This is a genomic window from Nostoc sp. (assembly GCF_036917415.1).
Lineage (GTDB): Bacteria > Cyanobacteriota > Cyanobacteriia > Cyanobacteriales > Nostocaceae > Nostoc.
Map to the genome: position 1 here is coordinate 1 of NZ_JBALDJ010000093.1, position 25,351 is coordinate 25,351.

Consider the following 25,351-nt stretch of genomic DNA (forward strand, 5'->3'; position numbering starts at 1 on the left):
TCCCCATTACCCCTTATCCCCAGAGGGGGCCCCACCTTCCCCAGTTCCCAGAGTCTTCTAAAAAAGGGACGAGATTTGGGTAATATAAAGTAGCTATCTTTTCTGCATTGCAGATACTCAAAGAAAAGCTTTCTTTGTTTTACCCGTTGGAGATATTTCTATGCTGACTTTAAAAATCGCTGTTTATATTGTTGTTGCCTTCTTCGTAACTATCTTCATCTTCGGATTTTTGTCGAACGATCCAGCTCGTAACCCCGGCCGTCGGGACTTAGAGTAAAAGGGCGATAAATCATCCGCGACTTTGGAAGGCGGAAAATACTAAACGCCACAGAAACTTACTAAGCGAAAATTTAGTAAGTTTCTTTCTCCAAGTAGCTTGCTGTAGGTAGCAGAAGGCGACAGTCGGAAGGCAAAATGTATGTTTAATCCTTCCCTTTGTCATTTGGCTGTTTGTTAGCCCGATTTTGCTCACTTATGCTTCATCCAGTTCTGCCACCTAATCCGCCTCCTATCGTTGAATCTTTACAACCTGTAAATCCCGCCTCATCTGCTAGTCATACAAAGTTTCTTTCAGGTGTAGATACTGGAATACACGAAAAAACAGACAAATCCAAGCAGCCCAAGGATTTGGCTCAGTTGGCAATTTCGGGTAACACCAAGAGTAATCCTTTATTGTCAACTCCGATCGACTCAACTCAAGATCGCTTGGTAGTTGCTAAAACTTCCTCTGTACCTCATTCACCAGAAACCTTTCCACCAGAAAGTTCCTCAATCATCGGTTCTGCAACTGCTGGGCTTTTGGGGCAGCCGCTGGTTGTTGGTTATCCTACGCAGAAAGTTACAACCTCTAATCGCCAAGTTAAAGAAGATACAAAGACAAGTCCGAGCGTCGAACCCCACCGCTCGGAACTTCTCCTGATGTCGGCGCTGCGTAAACGGGAGATGCAAAGAAAAGTCGAAGCGGAGGCTTCAGACCAAAACGCAAAAGATCAACCTTCTCAAAAACTCAGTCAGCGATGTCTGACGACAAGCCCTTCTCTACGAGAGGCTGCGCCAACGGGTTCGGGGGTTCGCAATCGACGGGAACCGCCAAGACTGCGACCCCCTCACCGCTTTGCGTCTACGCTAAATCCAAACTCTAGTGGTGGAGAAAAACCAACCTTTTTGGACTCTTCTAGCTTTAGCTTTAGAGTTTTTCCAAGTCCCCTTGTCGCCCAATCTCCGCCCCCTCTTCAAATTGCCCCAACTCTTACAAACAGCAACAAGTTAGTCAAGTCCAAAGCAGAAATTTTAGTTGAGAAGTTAACCCAACAAAAACAGCAACGCGATATTACTACACAAGAGTCTCTAAAAAAAGACAATATCTCTGTATCTGCTGCCGATCTTGCACCGAGTTCTCAATCAGTACAAAATTTTATAACATTCAAGTCTCGTAAGCCCACAAACCAACTCTCAGCGCCCATCACTGTAGAATTTCAGTCTCAAGTCCAGCAACCAAACCAAGTACCAACGCCTACACCACAAGTAAATACCACTCAGCCACAAGCTCAACCATTTGTTACAACTGCACCAGCTACCACACCGCCAGCCGGACAAAGAATTGTAGAAGTCACTTCAGATCGGCAAGAGTATGACGAGAAACAGCGAATTATTACAGCTGTAGGTAATGTAATTGTGCGATTTGATGGAGCGGTGGTGGATGCCGATCGCTTGCAAGTTAATTTGGACAACATGATCGCTGCGGGTGAAGGCAACGTAACCTTAACACGGGGCGATCAGATACTGCGTGGACAACGCTTCACCTATAACTTTGTTCAAGATAGTGGGGAACTGGAAAATGGTAGAGGAGAAATTTACGTACCCTCAGCACAAACAGATTTTGCTTTTTCACCCACAGCTGTAAATGCTGGTGGAGTTTCAAAACGTCCGCCTAGCGATCGCATTAGAGCCAATCAGCCCGTTTCTGGTGTGAGTAGTCCTGGAGGAATTGATGTGGGATTTGGTGGTCAGGCAGATGCTAGCAACATCCCGCCACCGAAAACAGGGGGTGCAGTCAATCGGCTGAGATTTGAAGCTGAACAAATTGACTTTTATCCGCAAGGCTGGCAAGCAAGCAATGTCCGCATCACCAACGATCCTTTTTCGCCCCCTGAATTAGAATTACGCGCAGATAAAGTAACTTTGACGCGGGAATCACCCTTGGTAGACCGCATTAGGACACAGCGACAGCGTTTAGTATTCGATCAAAGAGTCTCCTTACCAATTCCGCTGAATGAGCGTACTATTGACCGCCGAGAGCGGGACGTTACACCTGCAATAGTTTCTCCCGGCTACGATGGAGAAGATCGGGGTGGTTTGTATATTGAGCGTGGCTTTCCAGTAATCGATACAGAGCAGACACGCTGGACAATTACGCCCCAGTTATTATTACAGAGAGGTGTGCAAGAAGGCACGGGTGACTTAGGCGCACTGTTTGGTGTGAAGACCAAGATAAATTCTGTTTTGAGTCCACGGTCGATAATTCAGGGAACTGGGGAGTTAACTAGTTTTAACTTGAACAATGTGGAAGACAATTTGCGGGTGAGGTTGGGATTACGCCAGACATTAGGGACTTCCCTTCCCCACGTATTGAATCTGGAGTATATCTACCGTGAGCGTCTTTACAACGGTACCCTTGGCTTTCAAACCGTCCAGAGCAGTTTTGGCGGCATTATTACCTCTCCGGTGATTCCTTTAGGCAAGAGTGGCATCAACCTCAACTACCAGGCCAGTGCCCAGTATATTGATGCCAACACCGATCGCCCAGACTTGCTAGAACCAGTGCGGGAAAACGATCGCATTTCACTTGGTCGTTTACAAGGCAGTGCTACCCTCAGTAGAGGGCTATTGCTGTGGCAGGGAAAACCATTACCACCCACTGCCACTGAGGGATTACGATACACGGCTACCCCTGTAGTCCCTTACTTGCAAGCGATCGCTAGCGTCACAGGCACTACCAGTTATTACAGCAATGGTGATAACCAAAGCACCCTAATTGGTACAATTGGCTTACAAGGGCAAATTGGTCATTTTTCTCGACCTTTTTTAGACTATACCGCCTTTAATGTCAGTTTCTCTCAAGGCTTAAATAACGGATTATCACCCTTTTTGTTTGATCGCTCTGTGGACAATAAAGTTTTGACCGCTGGAATATCACAGCAAATCTACGGCCCTTTTCGCTTAGGCTTCCAAACATCTGTTAACTTAGATACTGGTAGAGAAACTAGCACCGACTACATTTTGGAATATAGCCGTCGCACCTATGGCATCACCTTACGTTACAATCCAGTGCTGGAGTTAGGCGGCTTCAGCATCCGAATTAGTGATTTTAACTGGGGTGGCGGCACCGATCCATTTTCGGAAATTAAGCCAGTAGTGAACGGCGTGCAACAGGATTATTAGTTTAGGGACTGGGGACGACTCGACAGGCGATCGCACAATTGGTTAATGCCCCACCAGGTATTCTCAAGCTGGCATAGTCGCCACTTAGTTGAACGCGTAATGGTGGTTGGTGTAGGGTAACACAGCATCTATGAACTGCGGCTTGGTACTCTCGCCATTGCTTACGGATTGCAATACTTGCAGCATCGTCACCTAAGTCTGAAAATTTTAGCCCTGCTCGAAGTAGCCAAGATTCCACGTCAGTTGTTTCACCAACTATTTCTGAAATGGGATTAATCTTTTTCATGAGTAATATCTTATACGTGTATTTCCAATTACTCATTTCACTTTAAAAGAAAGTATCAATACTAGCCAATATCATTTTTTATCAAAATCATCAATAAAAATTATTCATACCTGAGTATTCTATTCAGGTATGAAAGAATTCTATTACGGCTGGTAAACATCATTGCTTTAGCTTCTGAATAGGCCGTTTTCTAGCTCGTAATTACTAGAAGCGATAGCCTAATCCGGCTTGGAAGCTGACAGCATCAGCATCACTATTTCTGTAGGCGTCAATACCCCATTTAGTATCGCCATAGGCAATGACATTTTTGCTAACTTCTGATTCAATTCCAAGGGTGACTACAGGTGAATTACGATTGCCCAATGGAGTTTTTTGACCTTCGTCAGTTACAAAAGAATAACCACCACCGAAGTAAACGTTAGTATTTTTGGCGATGGGTGCATCATAAGTCACTATGGGCATAATTGCAGCAGCATCACCACCATACAGCACAGAACCCCGCAGTGAAACAGGGGCATTGGGAACGGCGTATCGTCCTTGAATATTACCACCAATTTGTGCTTCATCGTTTCCTTGTCCGCCACTGGTTGCACCAACAGCAACACCAGCACCGATGTAGTTACCGTTAGTACCTGCTGTTTGAGCAGATGCAACGCCGGCTGAGAGGACAATGGAAGCAACAGCAAGGAAAGAAGCAGCTAATTTTGTAAGTTTCATAGGATTATTCTCACTAGAGTTAGGTAAAATCAATGTTCTCTAGTACTAGAATCTCTTTTTTTACAAAATGTAACCTCACGCACCTGGTTCACCCAAGTAGTTGAATTATTTCTCACCCACCTGGGTGTAACAACTGAAATATTTACAGCAGTTTTCGTTTGGATGAAGTACAAAGTCACTAGTTTTGAGGCAGGAGGCAGGAGGCAGCTATGCTGGAGGCAGGAGGCAGCTATGCTGGAGGGAGAAGAATAATTTAATTTTTGAGTCCTCGGTTTTGTACCTCACGCTTGTTGCAAACTGCTGTAGATAACAGTTATTTCTTCAAAAAGCGCTGACGCAGACGAGATATAAAAATATTTACCTCTGGTATTTTCAGCCATGAAGCGATCGCAGCAAACACTACAATTCCCACGAAACCAGATACACACAATTGCAACACCAGAATCACTAAACCCGTTTTACCTAACAATTGCTGAGAACCAACCAAAGTCCCATAGCTTGCTACCCCAGCAACTACGCTACCAGCAGTCAAACCCAGAATCGGCAAACTCCACTCGCGCCAAGGTAAACCATTGAGTTTGCGATCGAGCAACCATAACAGCATTAACATTGAGCTACAATTTACACCCACTGTTGCTAATACCAAACCGGGAGCGCCAAAAGGTTTAACGAAAAACCAATCTAATAAAATATTGAGCAAGATGTTAAAAATACTGATGCGAAAAGGGGTCTGTCCATCGCCTAAAGCATAGAATACCCGCACCAAAACATCACGCCCTAAATAGACAAACATCCCAATTCCATAAGCTACTAGCAAGGACGAAACTAGCTGTGTGGCTTCTGGCTTGAAAGCACCGCGCTCATATACCACCTGCACAATGGGGACAGATAGCGCCACCATCAGCGCTCCTAGCGGTAGCATGGTAAAAGCAGTGAGTAGGAGTCCTTGGCGAATGCGTAATTTTAACTCCTGCCAATTTTCGGGGCCGGCAAGTTTGGCAAATATCGGTAATAGAGGCAGTAAAATGATATTAGAAATAATCCCCAAGGGAGTTTGGACTAATAGATTGGCATAGTTAAATCCTGCGGCAGCACCAGGGATAGGACTAGCAAAATAAAGGTCAGTGGCGACATTAATTGGCATCATTCCAGAGGAAATTGTCGCCGGAGTCATGATTTTAATGACTTCTTGAACGCCTGGGGATTTAAAATCAAACCGCAAGCGTAATGTGCCTAATCCTAACCGCCACTGGACAATTAGCTGCACTAACCACTGGAGAATTGCTCCTGCCAAAGTTCCCCAAGCTAATACCATTCCCCCGATTAAAGCGTACTCCGGCTTAATAATATTCTTACCCAGTTGCATCGCCAAGATAGCAAGACCGCCAACAACGGTAATACTCGATAATAAAGGGCTAATAGAGAGTAACCAATATTGATTGGCTGTATTGAGAGTACCGAAGCCAATGCCAATTAATCCGGCAAATAAAGCCATTGGTGCCATAATGCGGAGTTGTTGAATGGCGATCGCTCTAGTTGTCTCTTCCAAACCATGACCAACTAAATCAACGATCGCATCCGCAAATAAAACTTGAGCAACTGTCACCAGCAACAGCGATCCAGCTACCAGCGTTGTCACGGTTTCTACTAGGGGAGCCGCTTCTTCTCGCCGCCGCTTGGCTAAAACGCTGACAACTGCACTGTGTAGCGGCCCATTGACACCACCGAGTAATATCAATAGAAAGCCAGGGATAATATAAGCATAACTATAGGCGGTGGCAGCAGCACCAACACCAAAAGCGGCAGCGATCGCTTGCTGCCGCACTAAACCGAAGACTTTACTAATTAATGTGGCTGCGGCAACTATGCCAGCAATTCCAGCGAAAGAACGAGAGGGTTTTTGATCTTGTTGTGTCACGAATAATACCCGACAACTCTTGCAGAGTGCATACTTTAAAACATTTAACCTGAAATTCCGCAGTCTGTCAGGTAAATTTTGACAAATTACTTATTTTACATACTTTCGCCCTATAGCCCTTTGAGCATCCTACGGCAGGTATTGGCAAAGCGATCGCTCAAAACGAAATTACTGCCCCTCTTTTACCCCCTTTTTAAGTAGGTCGCCATAGGCAGGGGGATCTTAACTGAACCTGATTACGACAACACTAACTTAGTCATGTCCTCTGTTGTGTACAAGCCAAAATTATTTTTTAACCCGTTATGAGGATAGATCAAGAAAGGGGAACTATAACAATAACCATCTTCGGGAAAATTGTTGAACACTGCAAAAATTTGTAGTTTGTCATATTTTTGACGCCCTTTGACTCCATGAAGTTTGGTATGAGGAATCATTAAACGACATAATCCAGAGCAATGGAACCCAATTCAAATTTCACGGAAAATCAACTTCTTTTGTCAAGCGCTCAACTTCAAGAGCAACTAGACCAACAAAAGGCTCTAGCGAGTGTAATTGTCCGAATTCGGGAGTCTCTTGACTTAAAAACAATTTTTCAAACTACCGTTACACAAGTGCGTCAGTTGCTAAATGCCGATCGTGTAGCAGTCTTCCAGTTTGACCAAGAAAAAGACTGGGAAGGAGAATTTGTTTCTGAGGATGTTGCACTTGGCTGGGAGTCAGCACTGGCAGTAAAAGTTTATGACCACTGCTTTGGAGAACAATTTGCTTCGAGTTATCAACAAGGTAGAGTGCAAGCAGTAGCAGATATTTATAAGGCGGGACTGAGTGATTGTCACACCGCAATTTTGAGTAAATTTCAGGTACAGGCCAACCTCGTTGTCCCTCTATCGCGCCAGAAGGAACTGTGGGGATTGCTTTGCATTCATCAGTGCAGTGAGGCTCGTGACTGGAAAGAATCGGAAATTGAGTTTATTCGTCAAATTGCCGATCATCTTACCGTTGCGATTCAACAAGCGAAGCATCTCCATGAAGTGCAATTGCAAGCTGCAGAATTGGCTCAAGCGGCTCAACGCGACCAAGTAATTGCTCGGATTGTCGATGAAATTCGCTCACCCCTTGATATTGAAACCATCTTTAAAACAACAACTCAAGAAATACGCCAGCTACTGCAAGCTGACCGAGTTGCCATCTTTAGCTTCAATGACGATTGGAGTGGTAACTTCGTCGCTGAATCATTTGCGGAAGGCTGGACTCCTTTAGTTGGCGTTCAGCCTGCGATCGCTGATACTTATTTACAACAGACGCAAGGTGGACGTTACGCTAACAACCAGACATTTACAGCCAATGACATTTACCAAGCCGGATTAACAGACTGCCATGTAATATTGTTGGAGCAATTTCAGGCAAAAGCTTTTGCAACTGCCCCCATTCTCCAAGGAGACAAACTTTGGGGAGTCATTGCTGCTTACCAAAATTCCTCACCCAGACAGTGGCAATCTTATGAAGTCGAATCACTGACCAAAATCGGCACACAAATTGGTGTAGCAGTGCGGCACCATAAGTTGCTGGCATACGCTCAGTACCAAGCAGAACAACAAAAGACATTAACTAGCGTGATTACTCGAATTCGGGAGTCCCTAGATTTAGATACAATCTTCCAAACTACTGTCACCGAGGCACGGAAAATGCTGCAAGCAGACAGAGTGGCAGTCTTTCGTTTTGACCCTCAAAAAGATTGGGAAGGAGAGTTTATTTCTGAGGATTTTGTACCTGAATGTAACTCGGTAATTGCAGAAACAGTTTATGATTATTGCTTCGGTAAAAACTTTGCATCCCTTTACGCCCAAGGTCGAGTAAATGCGATCGCTGACATTTATCAAGAAAAGTTTCCAGGTTGCTACGTCCAAATCCTAGAAAAATTTCAAGTGCGGGCAAATATGGTCGCACCTCTATTAAAAAAAGGTGAACTTTGGGGATTGCTGTGTATTCACCAATGCACTGCTCCTCGTCACTGGCAAGCCTCTGAAATTGAATTTGCTAGTCAAATAGCCGAGCAATTAGGAGTCGCATTAAAACAGGATTCTTATTTAAAGCAAGTTCAAATACAGGTTGTCCAGTTAGCAGAAGCCACTGAACGCGAGAAAGCAATGGAACGGCAAGAATTGCTGGCTGCAACCATTGATAAAATCCGCCAGTCACTCGATATTAAAACTATTTTTAGAACCACTACTCACGCTGTACGAGAGTTGCTCGAAGTCGAGCGAGTTGCAATCTACCGCTTCAACTCAGATTGGAGCGGTAAATTTGTGGCAGATTCTTTTAAAGATGGTTGGAAACCTGTTGTACAAGCTCAACCAATGATTATACAAACTTTTGAGGACACAGACGACGATAACGAACTTCCGCGTAACGAAACCTTTGTTCCAATTCGAGAAGGTGAAAAATTATGGGGATTATTAGTTGCTTATCAAAATTCCCAGCCGCGTTATTGGAAAGAGGAAGAAATTAATTTACTAGCTCAAGTAGGGGTGCAATTAGGAATTGCGATTCAGCAAGCAGAATTACTCGAACAAACTAAACGTCAAACCTTAGAACTTACTCAAGCTCTGCAAGAATTAAAACAAACTCAGACTCGGTTAATTCAGGGTGAAAAAATGGCAGGATTAGGACAACTACTTGCTGGAGTCGCTCATGAAATAAATAATCCTGTGAGTTTTCTTTTTGGCAATCTCATCCATTTAAATGAATATAGTCAAGAACTATTAAATGTAGTGAAACTTTACCGTGAAAACTCCTCTCTATTGCCAACTGTGCAAGAACAAATTGACAAGAATGATTTGGACTTTCTCATCGAAGATTTACCCAAAACTCTTGATTCTATGAAAGTAGGAACAGAGCGAATTCGTGAGATTGTCCTATCATTACGAAACTTCTCTCGTACAGATGAGGCTGAATTGAAGCCAGTAGACATTCATCAAGGATTGGATAGTACTTTGCTAATCTTAGGGCATCGGCTCAAAAACAATAATGAACGCCCAGCTATTGAGATTGTTAAAAAATATGCTACTTTACCTTTGCTCGAATGCTATCCAGCGCAATTAAATCAAGTGTTTATGAATCTTCTAAGCAACAGTATTGATGCATTAGAGGAAAAATTTAAAACTATACAGCAAAGGTATTTGAAGTTATCCAAAAGGTGTCCGACAATACCCTTAACTATCTGGATTAGTACGCAAGCCGTTAATAACCAGATTCTAATTAAAATAGCTGATAATGGTCTGGGGATTCCAGAAGAGGTGCGATCGCACATGTTTGATCCCTTCTTTACCACCAAAGCACCAGGTAAAGGTACAGGGTTAGGATTATCTATCAGCCATCAAATAATAGTTGAAAAACATCATGGTCAGATTAAATGCTCCTCTAAACCAGGAGAAGGAACAGAGTTTTTAATTGAAATTCCTAGCAGTAGTTAAAGGCGACTGGTATTTGATAATTCTCACTCAGTATTAAGTAGGGAAATAAGGATAAGAGACTCTTTATAAAGTCAATCAAAAGTTAGGGTATGTTACGGCTTTAGCCTAACGCACCGGGTTACATGGCGGTGCGTTAGGCGCTTTGATAACATTTTTTGTAACAAATTATCTAGAAATATTCGCCTAACACACCCTACAGTAATTTTATTTTTACTTTATAAATAACCTCTAAACAGGTACTATGCAGCGAGAAAACTTTTGATCGTTTTAACTATTTCTTGTTTCTCTTGAAACCCAGAACTATAAGAACCAATCAAAGGTATGCTTTTCCCAGATTCTAAGATTAAGGTAATTTGATGAACTGTACCATCTTCGCCATTAAAACTTTTAACTTTAATATCAACAATTTCATTTAACGAATACACCAAAACCACTTTTCCCAATTTCCCAAACCATTTACTGATCCCTATTTGTCCAATAAAGAATCCAATAAATCTAAGCAACTTCGGTTGAACCATAAACTGAAGTTTATTTTGTGTTTGCTCATAAATATTTATATTTTTATCTCTGACTCAATCCCAAATTAAAATTAAATCGATAGTAAATAATACATAGTTCAATAAGGAATTTGTATTTTCCATCTTTTCGGTAAAATGTCTCTGTTTTTATGTCAACACTGAGACTCTTTATTTACAGCCCAAACTATCTCGCGTTGGTATACCCGTAACTGGATTTACTCCATCGGCTCTTTCACACATTAGCGAGACTTGATAGCGGTCAATTAAAGCATCGGTAAAATCAGCACCAGTCACATCAGCATCATAAAAGCGGCTACGGGTCAAAGTTGCTTCAGTAAATATGGCATTTTTCAGGTTAGCACCATCCATAGTGGCGCGATCGACTAAAGCGCCGCTCAAGTTCGCATCTTCCAAATTTGCCTTTAATAAAACTCCTTTAGTCAGAATTGCGTTGGTTAAATTCGCTCCTTGAAAATTTGTCCCTCGCATTTCTGCTGCTACAAAAGTCACACCTGCCAAATCAGCATGAGAAAAGTCACGATTTTCTAAATTTATATTGTTGTAATTAATTGTGTTTATCTGAGCAAAAGCCGGTTTGGGATTAAGTATTATCCACCCAAATGCTAGTAATAAAATCACAATCAAACCCAAAAAGCGCAGTAAAATCTTTTTCATAACTTTATTATTTGTCATTAGTCTTTTGTCCTACCCTGCGGTCAGCCGCTGGCGCGTCTATCTCATTTGTCCTCTCTTACAAAGTCTGAACGCTGGCTTCCAGCGTTCAGACTTTGCGCTTTGTCATTAGTCCTTTGTCCTTTGTTAGTTAACAATGACTAATGACTAATGACTAATGACCAATGACCAATGACCAATGACCAATGACCAATGACTATTTCCAATCTTTACCAATGCGGATTGTCAGATCGGATTCTAAATCACCAATGGCAGACACCTCGATTTGACCCAAGCCTAAGACTTTTTGCAAATCAACTCCAACTCGTCGGTTGCCTTTTTGGACAATAATCTGAGTTTGACGTTGGGTATCTGGCCAATCAGGCACTTTGTAAATATTATTAAAGCCTTTCTGTTTGAGATAAGCAATAACTTTTTCAGTTAGCTGAGGTTGATTTGAAGCATTTTGAATAGCAATTTTGAGGTTAGGAACCTGACGCATATCTGGCTTTAGACCAGGTACATTTACCCCAACATAATCATTCAACAGGCTCTGTTGTCCAGTCATATTCAGCCAATAGCTATCAGGGTCTTTGCTAAAACGGCTAAAGGTACCAGGCAACACAGTCATTTGGAAATTATCCCGATCTAGGTTAAGTCCGAAATTGACCAACGCCATCATTTCTTCCATCTTCAGGTTGGTATCAAAATATTTTCGCATTAAGCGAGTTAATTGAGGCAACCTGGGTAAAACGGTAGGACTATTTAAACGTTGCAGCAGGGCTGCTGTTAGTGCTTGCTGACGCTGTACTCTCGGTAAATCTCCAAAACCTGGTTCGCGGAATCGGGCAAACTGTTCTGCTTGTTCGCCATTGAGGGTTTGCCAGCCACTGACTAAATTAATCGACAGCCGACTGCTGGAGTCTTTATATTCCATTGATTGGGGAACAAAGACTTCTACTCCGCCTAACTGATCGACTAACTGGCGTAAGCCGCTAGTAGAAATGCGGATGTAGCGATCGATTGGGGCGTTGTTTAAGGTACGGCTAACTACCCGTGCTGCCAAGACTGGGCCGCCTTTGGCATTGGCATCAGATACCTTAGTTAATCCCTTTTCTCCCTTTTCGGGGATGGCGATCATTGTATCTCTGGGAATGGAAAGCACCCGTACAGATTTTTCACTAGGGTTCAGTCGTACCAGTAGCATGGAGTCGCTTTTGCCTGCAAAGCTTTCTGGTGAGCCATCAACGGTACCGCTGACTGGTTCAATCCCCATGATTAAAATATTCATCGGTCGTGAAAGCTTGTACTGGGAAAGTTTGCTCCATAACTCCCCTGGTAATGGGATTTTTACTTCGTCTTTAGCAGCAGTTCCTAAATCTTCGTCTGTTCGATCTAAATTGCTCCATAAAGGAGTCCACAGCGCTAACGTTGACACCAGCAGCCCAGATAAGATGATGCCAATGACAACCGTCATAAACCATAACAGCCATCGAGGCATGGTTAAGCCCAGTCTCTCAGAAAGCTGATTGGGAATCGCGCCCACAGATTCGACGACGCTACGGTGGTTCGGATTCGCTGGCTGGTTTAGTTCAACCTCCTCCTCTGAGTCGGCTACTGGTGCTGGCGTTACTTGATTTTCTGTCCGTTGAAGTTGCGACGATCGCACGTCACTTTCAAACTCTACTACTTGTTGAGACGTAACCGGATTTTCCGACCATTCGACTTGTTTTATCACAATTATCTCCCCACTCAACCACTCCCTAAAAGTATGTTAATCCAAGCTACAAATATTGCCAGTGGAAAAGCTCACTGTAAACTTGTAATGTTCTTCGGTAGGCGTGTATGACAACATGAATACTTTATTGTTCCCCGTAATCCTAGCTGGTGGTAAAGGTGAACGTTTTTGGCCCCTAAGCCGCAAAGACCGACCCAAGCAATTTTTAAGTCTTGATGGTAGCTCTAGAAGTCTATTACAAGCAACCGCCGATCGATTGATTGAACTCGGTGGCGGTGAGTCCAGCGCTGCGGGAGGGTTTCCCTCCGCAGGCGACTGGCGAACCCGAACGGGGTGGGATTCCCTGTGGGTCATCACTTCTAGTCAGATAGCTGAAGGCGTAAGACAACAACTACCCGATCTACCAGTTGAAAACTTGCTGATTGAGTCGGAAGGCAGAGACACTGCCGCAGCCGTTGCTTGGACAAGTTTAGAAATCAAACAGCGCTATGGAGAAGACGCTGTGATTGGCTTTTTCCCTGCTGACCACTGGATTGCTGACCAAGAGGCGTTTGCACACACATTAAGTGCGGCTACGCAACTGGCAGCAAGCACAGCAGCGATCGTTACACTGGGGATCAAGCCTACTTTTCCATCAACCGGTTACGGCTACATTGAACAAGGTGAAAAAATAGGTAGCTTTAATGAGTTGCCAGCTTATTACGTGAACCGCTTTACTGAAAAACCCAACCGAGAAACGGCAGAGACTTTTTTATCTACGGGACGTTTTAGCTGGAATAGTGGAATGTTCGTTTTTCGGGCGGGGGTTGTTCTCAAGGAACTACATACCCATGCTCCAGAAATTATCGAACCTTTAGAACAACATGGTCCTGATATCTATCCTCAGTTGCCTAAGAAGAGTATAGACTATGCGTTAATGGAAAAGACCACTCTAGCATACGTTTTGCCAGTTGATTTTGGTTGGGATGATTTAGGAGATTGGAATGCGATCGAACGCTTACTGAAAAAAGAGGAGAGTCCCAATGTGGAACTCGCTACTCACGTAGGTTTAGATACGCAAGGGGCGATTATTTACGCCTCAAATCCAGAGGATGTAGTTGTTACTATTGGTTTAGAAGATGTGGTGATTGTGCGCGATCGCAATATCACCCTCGTTGTCAAAAAAGAACGTACCCAGGAAATCAAGCAGATCCTTAAAATTCTCCAAAGCGATTCCCGATTTACCGACCTGCTATAAAAGTTAGAACCCTTGGCAGAGGCGAAAAAGTCTGTTTTCCCATTATAACTTGACAGTCTGTTATTTTATCTGACAGTTATGGACATTATTAGCTTTGAGCCTCTGGCCAAGACAATGGCAATCGATTCTATTACTGCCTATCAAAAATATATTTCTCCGTCCAAAGGATTTTCTTGTTCCCATCGCTTATTACACGGCGGGGATTCCTGCTCAAACTACGTCAAACAGATGCTGAGTGAACAGAAGCTCCACCAAGCCGTACGATCATCCTTAAAAAGATTTCAAGAATGTGCGGCAGCTAGCAAAACTTTAACAAGCATCAAAACTAAAGCCGATTTTCGTTGTCTTGTCATCCCCTGCTGCCTACCTCTTTAACTCCTCTGCCTCTTTGCAGTTATTTTACAAAAATGTTCCTCACCCAAACTGTTCCCCGTCAACGAGAAATCCTTGAAGTCTTCCTTCGCAATGGCTGGGACTATATGCGAAGGTTACTTACTGGTGGCAAAGCTGATGAACCTCAACTTCCAACACCTGCGGTTTTAAAAAATATCCTGGTAGACTTGGGCCCAGTTTACGTCAAACTTGGTCAGTTAATGTCTACCCGCCCTGACTTACTGAGCGCCGCTTACATTGAGGAATTGTCAACTTTACAAGATGAAGTACCACCAGTTCCTTGGTCAGAAATAGAAATAATCCTCCGTAAAGAATTAAAACTTCCACTAGCAGAAACCTTCAGTACAGTTAACCCGATCCCAGTCGCAGCCGGATCAATTGCCCAGACACATCGAGCTACATTAGCAGACGGTCGAGAAGTCGCTCTGAAAGTGCAACGTCCGGGAATTGATCTGACTATTGCCCAAGATATTGCTTTAATTCAAGGTATTGCCGATTTAGTGGCGCGAACTGATTTTGGGCAAACCTACGAAATCAAATCCATCGCCGAAGAATTTACCAAAGCTTTAGAAGCCGAGTTAGATTTTACACGGGAAGCGGGTTTTACAGACCAATTGCGGCGCAACTTATCTAAGAGTCGCTGGTACGATCCCACACAAATAGTGGTTGCGGAAATTAACTGGGAATTGACCACACCAAAGTTACTGGTAATGGAATGGTTGGATGGGATACCGTTCTTGGCGGCGGATTTGGATAGTGACCCCAATGTTAAAGATCCTACCGAAAAGCGTAAAGAAATAACTACTTTGTTATTTCGGGTATTTTTCCAGCAACTATATATTGATGGCTTTTTTCACGCCGATCCGCATCCAGGAAACTTGTTTTATCTCAAAGATGGTCGTGTTGCCCTCTTAGATTGTGGCATGGTGGGAAGACTCGATCCCCGTACACAGCAGATATTAACGGAAATGTTGCTAGCGATCGTTGATTTAGATGCTCAACGGTGCGCTCAGTTAACTTTACAGCTATCAGATTCTGGTCAGCCAGTAATTTTGTCGCGGTTAGAAAATGATTACGATCGCATGTTACGTAAGTATCATAATGTCAGCCTGACGCAAATAAATTTCAGTCAGATAATTTATGAAGTTTTACAAGTTGCTCGCAACAATAAAATTAGATTACCTAGTAATATGGGTTTGTATGCCAAAACCCTAGCAAATTTAGAAGGGGTAGCGCGGACATTCAACCCAGAGCTTAATTTTTTTGATGAAGTCAAACCATTAATTACAGACTTGTTTCGTCGGCAATTGCTGGGCGATAATCCAGTGCGATCGCTCCTGAGGACAGCCTTAGATATTAAAAGTCTGTCTCTCCAATCTCCCCGCCAAATCGAACTGTTATTAGACCGAGTTACCTCAGAAACCTTACAGTGGAATCTCTCGCTGCGGGGATTAGATGGTGTGCGGCGCACTATGGACGATGCGGCTAACCGACTATCTTTTAGTATTTTAGTGGGTTCGTTGATTATGGGTGCGGCAATTATTTCCACCAGAGCGCAGACAACTCAGTTATCTTTTTTAAGCACCACACTGTTTGCAGTCGCTAGTTTATTGGGTTTGTGGTTAATTATTAGTACATTGCGATCGGGACGTTTACGATAAAACCATTTTGAATTTTGGACTTTGAATTGAAGGAAAAAGCGTTCGACTGAGCGCTCACGCCGAAGTCTAAAATTTAAAATTGAATGACTCCTGCCGTTTTCATCCTCACCGGAGGCGGAGCGTCTCCAGCTTTGCATCAATACCATAGCTATCAATCCGTTACTAAGTAGGTGGGCGTAAATAATTATCGTTAGGATAAGGCAGGGGGCAGGGAGCAGGGAGCAGGGGGCAGGGAGCAGGGAGCAGGGGGCAGGGAGCAGGGGGCAGGGGGCAGGGGGCAGGGGGCAGGGGGCAGGGAGCAGGGGGAAAAAGGGTTTGAGCCTTATTTACTTTTCTTCACACAATTCGGTTTTATTCTGCTCACTTATTTACAATGTCTAAGCTAGTAATGAAAAGTTTGTAGTAAGCACTAAAGTGCTTAGTAAATTAAAGACTAAAGTCCTTACTACGAACTTGCTTACCCATCAATTTTTATTAATTGGATAATACTCTTGCAATACTCGTTAATTCCATAATTTTCTCAAACTGAAAATCATGAGCTAAATTCTGAATAAAATTTTGCAATACAGCATTTTCCGAAGGGATTTGCTCAATCAATTCTAAAATCAGGTCATCACTACATTGAGCTGCGGCAGTGTATACCTGTTTCACCCATTCCGGCGACATTTCAGATAATAGAGTCACTAAATCCGTGAGCGTCAATATTGATTTTGGCCTTTGTTGCTCTAGGTTTGTTAGCTGATAGCTTTCTTCTTGATAAATATATTGAACTCCCAAATATTCGCTTAACTTTTCTATTAATACTTCCTCGCGGAAAGGCTTGTTAATATAATCATTGCAACCCGCTTTGATTATTGCCTCTCGTTGTTCCTCAAAAGCATGAGCAGTTAAGGCAATAATAATTGTCTTCCAATTGGGGGTTTGGGATTCGGTATTTTGGATTGAGGTTTCTTCTCTAGTTTTAATAACTTTTGTGGCTTCGTAGCCATCCATAATTGGCATCCGCATATCCATTAAAATTAGATGTGGTTGCCATGTCTGCCAAAGTGCGATCGCTTCAATGCCATTTATTGCTTCCTGGACTGCAAAACCAATGGATGTGAGAATTTTTATTAGCACTAAACGGCTGTCTGTGGAGTCATCAACCACTAAAATACGGTATTCACTTTGAGCAGGCGCTAAACTAATAACTTGGGGTCTAGTTTGTTGGATCTGGATTTCGCTGGCTGCGGCTAGACCAAATTGAATATCAAAAGCAAATTTACTTCCCTCGCCAATAGTGCTAGTGACGCTAATATTTCCTCCCATTAGTTGCACATATTTGCGGCTAATTGCTAAACCTAGTCCTGTTCCCTGTTGTGATTTTCTTCCGGTTTCAGTTTGCCCAAAAGCTTCAAATAGCAAGTCAATTTCTTGTGGGGCAATACCGCAGCCAGTATCTTGTACCTCGAAGGTTAGGGATTGGGCATTGGGCATTGGAAATTGGGGATTAATTATTCTCCCCTGCTCCCCTGCTCCCCTGCTCCTCTGCCTCCCCTGCTCTCCTGCTCCCCCTGCTCCCCACTCCCCACTCTCCATTCCCACCCGCAGTGTCACCCTTCCAGTATCAGTAAATTTGATTGCATTTCCCAGGAGATTAAGCAAGACTTGACGCAGTTTACTTTCGTCAACTTGGATATATTGGGGAAGGTGAGATGTATATTCAAAGACCAATTCCAATCCTTTGGAGATGGCGCGGAAGCGCAACATCTCTTCGAGGTTTTCCAAGAGGCGAATTAAGTCAAAACTGTTGAGATTTAAGGTTATTCTGCCAGCTTCGATTTTAGACATTTCCAAAATGTCGTTGATTAAATTCAGGAGATGTTCGCCAGCACGATTGATGATTGCTAGATTTTGCTGATGTTCAGTTGATAATTCACGATCGTGGCTCATGACTTGGGTAAAACCAAGGATGGCGTTGAGTGGGGTACGCAGTTCGTGACTCATGTTGGCCAGAAATTCGCTTTTGGCACGGTTAGCAGCATCAGCAACGATTACAGCTTCTTGCAATGCTTGTGACTGCCTTTGAGTTTGTGCTAGCAATTGTGCCTGCTGTAAAGCAACACCTAACTGATTGCCAATTTGAACTACGATGTTGATTTCTCCTGGTTTCCATTGGCGGGGATCGGAATTTTGATAACTCGCCAACAATCCCCAAAGCTGACTACCATGTAAAATGGGAACAATAATATATGCTTTGGCCTGAAAGCGCTCTAAGAGGTTGATATAAGCAGGATGAAACTCAGCGTTGTAAATGTCTGGGACACAGAGGAAACTTGCGCCTGGGGTTACTTGCAGATCGGGATATTCCACGTGGTTATCCCCGCCATCCAAAATTTTCGCTAGGCAACGCCCATCTTGTAAGACATCCTCTGTGAGGTGAGGATCGTTGTTGTGTTCCTCTATAAGAGAAATCCAACCGTTACCCACCGATTCAGAAACAAATTCGCCATTCCAGTCGGGATTGAAACGATAGACAACAACCCGATCGCAGTTGAGTACTTGGCGTAATTCTTCGGTTGTAGCCGCAAATATCGTCTCTAAATCCAGTGTTTGGCGCATTCTTTGAATCACTTGAGCGATCGCTCTTTCTCGCTCTGCACTCTCACGCAAGGCTTCTTCTGCCAATTTTCTCTCGGTAATATCTGTAATTGTACCGATGTAGCCTTTAATTTCTCCATCATCTCTAAATTCTGGCAAAGCATGACAAATTACCCAGACAACTGTACTATCATCATGCAAGAAACGATGTTCGTATTTATAGCTTGACTTCGCGGCTGTTGCTTGATTCCATGCCAACAATAGCTGTTCGCGGTCGTCTGGATGTACGGCATTTGCCCAACCTGTTCCCAGAGATCCTTCTAAACTACATCCAGTAATTTCACTCCAGCGTTGATTAAAATATAAAACATTGCCATCCACATCAGTATGAAAGATACAAGCTGGTGAGGCTTCTGCTAGTAGTTGATATCGTTGTTGACCTGACTGCAAAGCTAGTTCTGCCAATTTGCGATCGTTAATGTCTGCCCAATAACCAACGCATTCTATCGGGTAGTCAGCTTCGTCACGAATTAACCTCATCTTTTCGTAGAACCAGTGATAAGTTCCGTCAGCGTGTAACCAGCGATATTCATAAGAAATGTACTCTTGCTCAACAAGGTGGGAAAATTTTTCCGAGATGAGTTCAATATCTTGTGGGTGGACGTGATGGAGCCAGAAACTGGAATGATCGATAAATTCCTGCGCTTCGTAGCCCACCATTTCTTTAACGTTTTCACTGATAAAAGTAGTGCTAAAATCCTCTGATGTTTTGCTGCTATAAATGACTACAGGGCTAGAGGTGAGCAGATATTGTAGGCGTTCGTTGGCTGAACGTAGTTCTTGTTCGACGCGTTTGCGTTCGCGCAACGCTGCTTGCAGTTCGCTAATTTCTACTAAAACTGTGCCGACACCAGAGGGGCGATCGTCTTCACCAACAATCGGAAAATAAGAAGCTAAGAAGTGGCGGATAATATCCGGTTGTTTAATTGATGCGCCGCTTAATTCTTGATTGAGAATGGGTTGACCACTTATCAGAACCTGTTGATAAATTGGTTCCATTAAAGGGGCGATGTGGGGTAAGACTTCATGGATAGTCTTGCCAATATGATCTTGCTGGGGTAGTCCATTAATTTCCGCTAGCAGTTGGTTGATCTGCACAAATCGCAGCTGGTTATCTACAATATTCATGCCGACGGGAGCACTGCTAAAAAAGGCATTGAGACGAGCTTCTCTGAGTGCTAGTTCTTGTTCTAAGGTTTTGCGCTCAATCAACCCACCCAACTGAGCAGCAACAGCACTGACTAGCAAAAGCAAACGCCGATCTATCAATACTGAACTACGTTTAAAAAACACTAAAACAGCTAATACTTGGTTCCCAGCCAGTATGGGAACACCAAACCCAGCTTTTAATCCCACCTTTGCAGCTTGTGGCGATCGCAAAAAAATTGGTCGTGTAACTTTAGAAACATCTTCGATCCATTCTGGTTCTTGGTTCTGCCAAACTCTTCCTGGTAATCCCACTCCCAGAGGGAATTTCACAGTTTGGCTTTGGGAGCAAAATTCTTCTAAACTGCTATCTTCTCCGTACCATCCCAGACTGTGTTCTAAAACAGTCCCATCTTCATTAGGTATCCAGGCTTCACCAAAATCCCAGCCAATGGTGTGACAAATTAAGCGCAAGACCACTGCTAAGGCACTGTTGACATCACTAGCGCGAGTGATAGCTTGGGTTGTCAACAGCAACAAACGGCTTTCATTTTCTGCCTGCTTGCGTTCAGTAATATCTTTTGCGGTTCCGAGTACGTACCATTGTCCATCAATCTCGATCATTTCTGCACTCAACAGTGTTGTCCTAATTTCTCCTGTTGAAGTGCAGACATCAATCTCATAGTTGCGGATGGCTTTTGCTTGTTGCAGAATGTGGGTGAGAAAATTATATTCTTCTGGATTCACCCAAAGATTCAATTCTTTATCGGTGCGATCGATCGCTTGAGAGCGAGAATAACCAAAAAACTGACAAAAGCTGTCGTTTACTTCGATGTAGCGTTTGCCCTGAACAGTAATTAAGGCAATTGGATCGGGAGATGACCGGAAAGCTGACGCTAACTTTTCTTCAAAAGCCCGTCGCGCTGCTTCTGCGCGTTGGCGTTCTTTTGCCTCCAATACCAAGGATAGCAAATTACCCAGAGAGCGAGCGAAATTTTGGTCTTCTAACGTCCAATGATGAGTAGTTCCCACTGCCTCCAGACATAAAACTCCTACGGTCTTTCCCTCCAGCCTAATGGGTGTATCGAGTATAGAGGTGATGTTTAATCTTGAGTAAAATGCAGAAAATTCTTTAGTTCTGGGATCGGTATGAGCATCATCTGCGGCGATTGGTTGGTCTTGCTGCAAAGCTGTAAAATAAACTGGATAGTCTGCCGCTGATAATAAAAGTCCTTCGCTATGGTGATTGCAACTACCCTCAAATAGATCGAAACACTGGATTTTTATGCGTGTTTCGTCATACAGCCAGACACTAGCTCGTTCCATGCCAATATTTTTGACAGCTGTTTCTGTGATTTTACTCAAGGCTGCTTTCAAATCACCCTGATAAAGCGTCTGATTTTGTGCCAATTGTGTTAGTACTAGATTATGATTGCGGAGCTTAATCGCGCTTTCTTGGAGTAATTTTTCTACTCCTCGACGCTGTGTAATATTACTAGCAGTACCTGTCATGCCTATAACCTGACCCTCTTCGTTGCGTAATGCGATCGCATTCAACATTAGATAAAGTAAGGTACCATCTTTAGCTACACAGATAGTTTCATGCTGGAAGATAGACTTTCCCTGAAGAACACGCTCAAAGGCTACTTGATCTTGAGCAACTTGTATAGGCAAAATGAAATCAATCAAGGCACGCCCGATCATTTCTTGGGGTTCGTAGCCATAAATCTGCTTGACTGCTGGGTTAACAAAGGTAATTAGTCCATTAATGTCCACCGACCAGATCGTGTCCTGGCATGTCTCCACTAGAAGGCGATACTGACTTTCACTCTTCTTGAGGGCGGCTTCGACTACAAGGCGTTCGCTTTGATAAATTTCTCTACAAAAGGTTTTGCTAATGCTAACAGGAATTTCTTTAAAAATATCTTCTATTTGTTTGTTGCAAATATTTAACTCAACTGTAATCCGTTGACGCTCTTGAATTTCCTGTTGCAGTTGGAAATTTTTTTCTTTTAACTGTTTTTTCAGTCTTTGGAGAGTGAGTTGATTTTGGACGCGTAATAAAACTTCTTTAGTTTGGAATGGTTGAGTAATATAGTCAATATCGCCTAAAATTAAGACATTTATTTTTTTAAAAAAATCATCAAAAATTCCGAAAATAATTATCGGAATCTCTTGAGTTCGATCGTTAGCTTTCAAATATTGATATATTTCATAATCATCCCTCTCTATAATGATAACATTTAGCAAAAGCAAATCTGGGGAAGAAGCGAGTACCGTATTAATTGCCAATTGCCCAGAAATGACACTTTCTACCTGATAACCTTGGTGTTGAAGTATGTCTGATAAAAAATGTAAATTCTCTAAGTTGTCATCAACTAATAAAATTTTTATTTTTTGAGCATCCATATCAGTTAATAAGTTAATTTAAAATCAGGAAGAAGTTCTTGAATAAAACTGAACATGAAATCAGAAAGCAAAACTCCGCCACCAGATTGTAAATAAAATCATCGTCGTTTACAACCATACTTCAGCGCCAGGTGTATGTAAAAGTTGCAGATAAGTAGGATAACTGTTTATATCATATTTGCTTCATTACTTAATTAAATCCCAAGAATCCCAAACAGCCAAAGCTACGGCGTACACACAAGTCCAAAAAACCTAGCTTGATGAGGCTTGACTCGTTCCCAGTCTTTGCTTGACAATACATTCATTAGACCTCTTGCAAAAGTCCCTAACACCCCACCTCCAACCCCTAAAAGTTTGCGGTAAGGGGAGTGTTTGCTTTACTCAAATGCGGGGTGGGGTTCTTTATTTTTGATTTATGCAAGAGGTCTATTGAATCTCTGACTCAATGTGTGACTGGAGGCCAAAGTACCAGCAACGCTGCAAAACACAGATATTGCTGTACCTGCGGGAAATATTGCAACAAGGACAAATGGTACTTTTCTGAGTCTGTACAGTGCCTTTGGTGCTATACGTTGCAGGACTTGATTAACCAAAAGAGATTTTTCATAGTCCCCAATTGTCTAGAGTGAAAACAAATAATCTGATTGCGAACCTCAGTCAAAACAGTAGTGATTGTTACACACGATCGCAAAAAACGCGGATAACATGAGAAAAATCTCACCTGATAAACAAGGTGAGGTAAAGCTGTTTATCTTTATGTCCCGTTAGCAGCTGTCTTCCAGGCTATGAGTTGTTAAGCAATTATCTCGCAGTGGATAGAACTTAATTACATTTTGTCTTAAAGTATTAGGCAAAAAGTTATCCCCAATAGTGATAATTGACTTGACAAAAGTCTGCTATTATGCATAATTAGCTGAAAGCAAAGGAGTTTGCAATGCATCGACAAATGTGCTGGTTATCTAAGTCTGGTGGCGACGGAGAGAAAATTTTGTATTTGCAGACAGAACCCAATCAACCCTGGCGTCCCTACACAGCTTTTGGACATTTTGCAGTCCCAGATTATCAAATACCAGGTGGTTCTAAAGGTTGGGCAACTTATCAAAAACTTTTGAAAGCAGGTTGGACACTAGTACCTAGCGCACGGGCAAACGAGTTTGGCAGCAGTTACGCAGAGTCAACAATCCAAAACCAATAGTCATTTGTCATTGGTCATTGGTCATTAATTATTCTTTGGTCTGAGTTTGTTACTCGCTTACAAACCTCTAGGGGAACCTTCACCGCGAGGATCGGCGGCTCCTTCTAAAGTTCCATCAGATGTAACAGCGATCGCGTTACCATTACCCCAAGGAGTAGTTTCCTTTATTTTGTGCCCCCGTCTGCGTAAATCTTGCAAAGTTAGAGCATCCAAGCCCCAGGATTCGACGCGCAACTCATCTGGAAGCCATTGATGATGTATGCGTGGAACAGAAACAGCTGCACCAACATCCATGTTGTATTCCAGCACATTCAGGATTACTTGCAAAACTTGGGTGATGATGGTGCTACCACCAGGCGCACCCGCTGCCATCCGAAAATGACCATTTTCTGTGACAATTGTGGGAGTCATGCTGGATAGAGGAGTTTTGCGGGGTGCAATGCTGTTGGCATCGTTACCAACTAAACCAAAAGCATTAGGCACTCCTGGCGCAGCTGCAAAATCATCCATCTCATTGTTGAGAATAATTCCAGTTCCCGGTGTCACCACACCAGCACCAAAACTGAGATTAATCGTGAAAGTCAGACTTATGGCGTTGTGTTGTTCATCCACAACATTCAGATGAGTGGTTTGGGGAGATTCATGCGGAAAACAAGGGGATGAGACAGGGGGAGATGAAGGAAGATGCAAACATTTTGAATTTAAATCTACTGGCTTGACTTCGGTGGAGGGTCGAGCCACTTGCATATTAATTTCTTGACGGCGTTTTTTGGCGTAAGCTAGACTGAGAAGTTCTTGTACAGGAACTTTGACAAAATCAGGATCGCCTAAATATTTTGAGCGATCGCTGTAAGCAATCTTCATTGCTTCTACCATTAAATGTATCGCGTCTGGATGATGCCAGCCTAAAGATTTTAGATCGGTGTCACCGATAATATTTAAAATCTGCAATAGGTGAACGCCTCCTGATGATGGTGGTGGCATTGAGCAAATTTTAGCTTTGCGGAAATTGCCACAAACGGGAGTGCGCCAGATTGGCTTATAAACTTTCAGGTCTTCGAGAGTAATTAAACCACCATTTTTTACCATATCAGAAGCGATCGCACGAGCAATACTTCCGGTGTAAAAACTTTGGGGATTTTCGGCAATTGCTGTTAAAGTGCGTGCCAAATCACGCTGCACTAGCTTCTCTTCTGGTTGGTAAAATTCACCATTGCGAGTGAAAATTTCTTGCGCGGCGGGATTATTGAGAATTACTTGCTGGCGCTGGTTGAGCCTCTGAGTTAGCACATTGCCAAGAATAAAGCCATCTTTAGCGAGTGCGATCGCAGGTTTCATTACCTCTTGCCAAGAAAGCTTACCATAACGACGATGCACTTCATAAAGTCCTGCTACCGTTCCTGGTGTCGCTACTGCCAAATAACCATTAATACTTGCATTCGGACGCACCTTTCCTGCTGCATCTAGATACATATTTCTTGTAGCTTTCAGAGGTGCGCGTTCTCGGAAATCTAACGCTTTCATGTCGCCAGTTTTCTCCGAGTGCATCAGCAAAAATCCGCCGCCGCCGATTCCTGCTGAAAAAGGCTCAACTACTGAAAGTGCAAAGGTTGTGGCTACAGCTGCATCCACTGCATTACCACCTTTGCGTAACATCAAAATTCCCGCTTCACTTGCTAGGGGATGGGCTGAAACCACCATTCCCTTCTTGCTGCGTAAGGGTAAAGTTAAGGCGGCTGATGCTACTTGGCTGTAAAATAAGATAGTGAAAGAAAAGATTGCGAAGACTACGCGCGTCGCAGGCATCGCAACTCGCTTGGCTTTAGTAACAGTAAGCATTTTTATCCAATTATCCATAAAATCTTATACATATTTAGCATCTTGGCGTACTTAATTTATCATATTTT

At 43.1% G+C, this 25,351-nt stretch carries 15 protein-coding genes; 7 read left to right on the forward strand and 8 right to left on the reverse strand.

The features are described 5' to 3' along the window. The first annotated feature begins 160 nt into the window (after positions 1 to 160). On the forward strand, positions 161 to 277 hold the full coding sequence (locus V7K41_RS19965) for a photosystem II reaction center protein I (RefSeq protein WP_041566417.1): 117 nt from the start codon (positions 161 to 163) through the stop codon (positions 275 to 277). Positions 278 to 474: 197 nt separating this feature from the next. Beyond that, a complete protein-coding gene (locus V7K41_RS19970; protein ID WP_334850937.1) occupies positions 475 to 3,441 on the forward strand; it encodes a DUF3769 domain-containing protein in 2,967 nt (988 codons plus the stop codon). Between the two features lies 1 nt (position 3,442). On the opposite strand, the gene V7K41_RS19975 is transcribed toward V7K41_RS19970, so the two are convergent. The 3 genes from V7K41_RS19975 to murJ form a co-directional block, all read right to left on the reverse strand. Further along, a complete protein-coding gene (locus V7K41_RS19975) occupies positions 3,443 to 3,727 on the reverse strand; it encodes a hypothetical protein (RefSeq protein ID WP_334850939.1) in 285 nt (94 codons plus the stop codon). A gap of 204 nt (positions 3,728 to 3,931) precedes the next feature. Continuing rightward, a complete protein-coding gene (locus tag V7K41_RS19980; protein WP_292861206.1) occupies positions 3,932 to 4,444 on the reverse strand; it encodes an outer membrane beta-barrel protein in 513 nt (170 codons plus the stop codon). Positions 4,445 to 4,757: 313 nt separating this feature from the next. Further along, positions 4,758 to 6,362 (reverse strand): murein biosynthesis integral membrane protein MurJ, encoded by a 1,605-nt coding sequence (gene murJ, locus V7K41_RS19985; protein WP_334850944.1) that lies wholly within the window; start codon positions 6,360 to 6,362, stop codon positions 4,758 to 4,760. Positions 6,363 to 6,817: 455 nt separating this feature from the next. Here murJ and V7K41_RS19990 point away from each other — a divergent pair, with 455 nt between their 5' ends. Then, positions 6,818 to 9,835: a GAF domain-containing sensor histidine kinase gene (locus tag V7K41_RS19990; RefSeq protein WP_334850946.1), complete on the forward strand. Its 3,018-nt coding sequence runs from the start codon at positions 6,818 to 6,820 to the stop codon at positions 9,833 to 9,835. A gap of 239 nt (positions 9,836 to 10,074) precedes the next feature. On the opposite strand, the gene V7K41_RS19995 is transcribed toward V7K41_RS19990, so the two are convergent. From V7K41_RS19995 to V7K41_RS20005, 3 genes are all read right to left on the reverse strand, one after another. Beyond that, a complete protein-coding gene (locus tag V7K41_RS19995; protein ID WP_334850948.1) occupies positions 10,075 to 10,353 on the reverse strand; it encodes a hypothetical protein in 279 nt (92 codons plus the stop codon). Between the two features lie 168 nt (positions 10,354 to 10,521). Then, complete coding sequence (locus V7K41_RS20000) at positions 10,522 to 11,028, reverse strand: pentapeptide repeat-containing protein (protein ID WP_334851179.1); 507 nt, start codon at positions 11,026 to 11,028, stop codon at positions 10,522 to 10,524. A 214-nt stretch (positions 11,029 to 11,242) separates the two neighbouring features. Beyond that, positions 11,243 to 12,763 (reverse strand): LCP family protein, encoded by a 1,521-nt coding sequence (locus V7K41_RS20005; RefSeq protein WP_334850949.1) that lies wholly within the window; start codon positions 12,761 to 12,763, stop codon positions 11,243 to 11,245. A gap of 115 nt (positions 12,764 to 12,878) precedes the next feature. On the opposite strand from V7K41_RS20005, the gene V7K41_RS20010 reads away from it, so the two are divergent. From V7K41_RS20010 to V7K41_RS20020, 3 genes are all read left to right on the forward strand, one after another. Next, positions 12,879 to 14,000 (forward strand): mannose-1-phosphate guanylyltransferase, encoded by a 1,122-nt coding sequence (locus V7K41_RS20010; RefSeq protein WP_334850951.1) that lies wholly within the window; start codon positions 12,879 to 12,881, stop codon positions 13,998 to 14,000. Positions 14,001 to 14,114: 114 nt separating this feature from the next. Next, positions 14,115 to 14,375 carry a membrane protein insertion efficiency factor YidD gene (yidD, locus tag V7K41_RS20015; protein ID WP_334851181.1) on the forward strand — a complete coding sequence of 87 codons (261 nt, stop codon included), beginning with the start codon at positions 14,115 to 14,117 and terminating at the stop codon, positions 14,373 to 14,375. A 32-nt stretch (positions 14,376 to 14,407) separates the two neighbouring features. After that, positions 14,408 to 16,054 (forward strand): ABC1 kinase family protein, encoded by a 1,647-nt coding sequence (locus V7K41_RS20020; protein WP_334850953.1) that lies wholly within the window; start codon positions 14,408 to 14,410, stop codon positions 16,052 to 16,054. A 474-nt stretch (positions 16,055 to 16,528) separates the two neighbouring features. Here the strand turns inward: V7K41_RS20020 and V7K41_RS20025 are convergent, their stop codons facing one another. Then, on the reverse strand, positions 16,529 to 22,249 hold the full coding sequence (locus V7K41_RS20025) for a PAS domain S-box protein (protein ID WP_334850954.1): 5,721 nt from the start codon (positions 22,247 to 22,249) through the stop codon (positions 16,529 to 16,531). Between the two features lie 934 nt (positions 22,250 to 23,183). Here V7K41_RS20025 and V7K41_RS20030 point away from each other — a divergent pair. Beyond that, on the forward strand, positions 23,184 to 23,444 hold the full coding sequence (locus V7K41_RS20030) for a hypothetical protein (protein WP_322730825.1): 261 nt from the start codon (positions 23,184 to 23,186) through the stop codon (positions 23,442 to 23,444). Between the two features lie 57 nt (positions 23,445 to 23,501). On the opposite strand, the gene ggt is transcribed toward V7K41_RS20030, so the two are convergent. Next, a complete protein-coding gene (gene ggt / locus V7K41_RS20035; protein WP_442943240.1) occupies positions 23,502 to 25,250 on the reverse strand; it encodes a gamma-glutamyltransferase in 1,749 nt (582 codons plus the stop codon). Positions 25,251 to 25,351 lie beyond the last annotated feature (101 nt).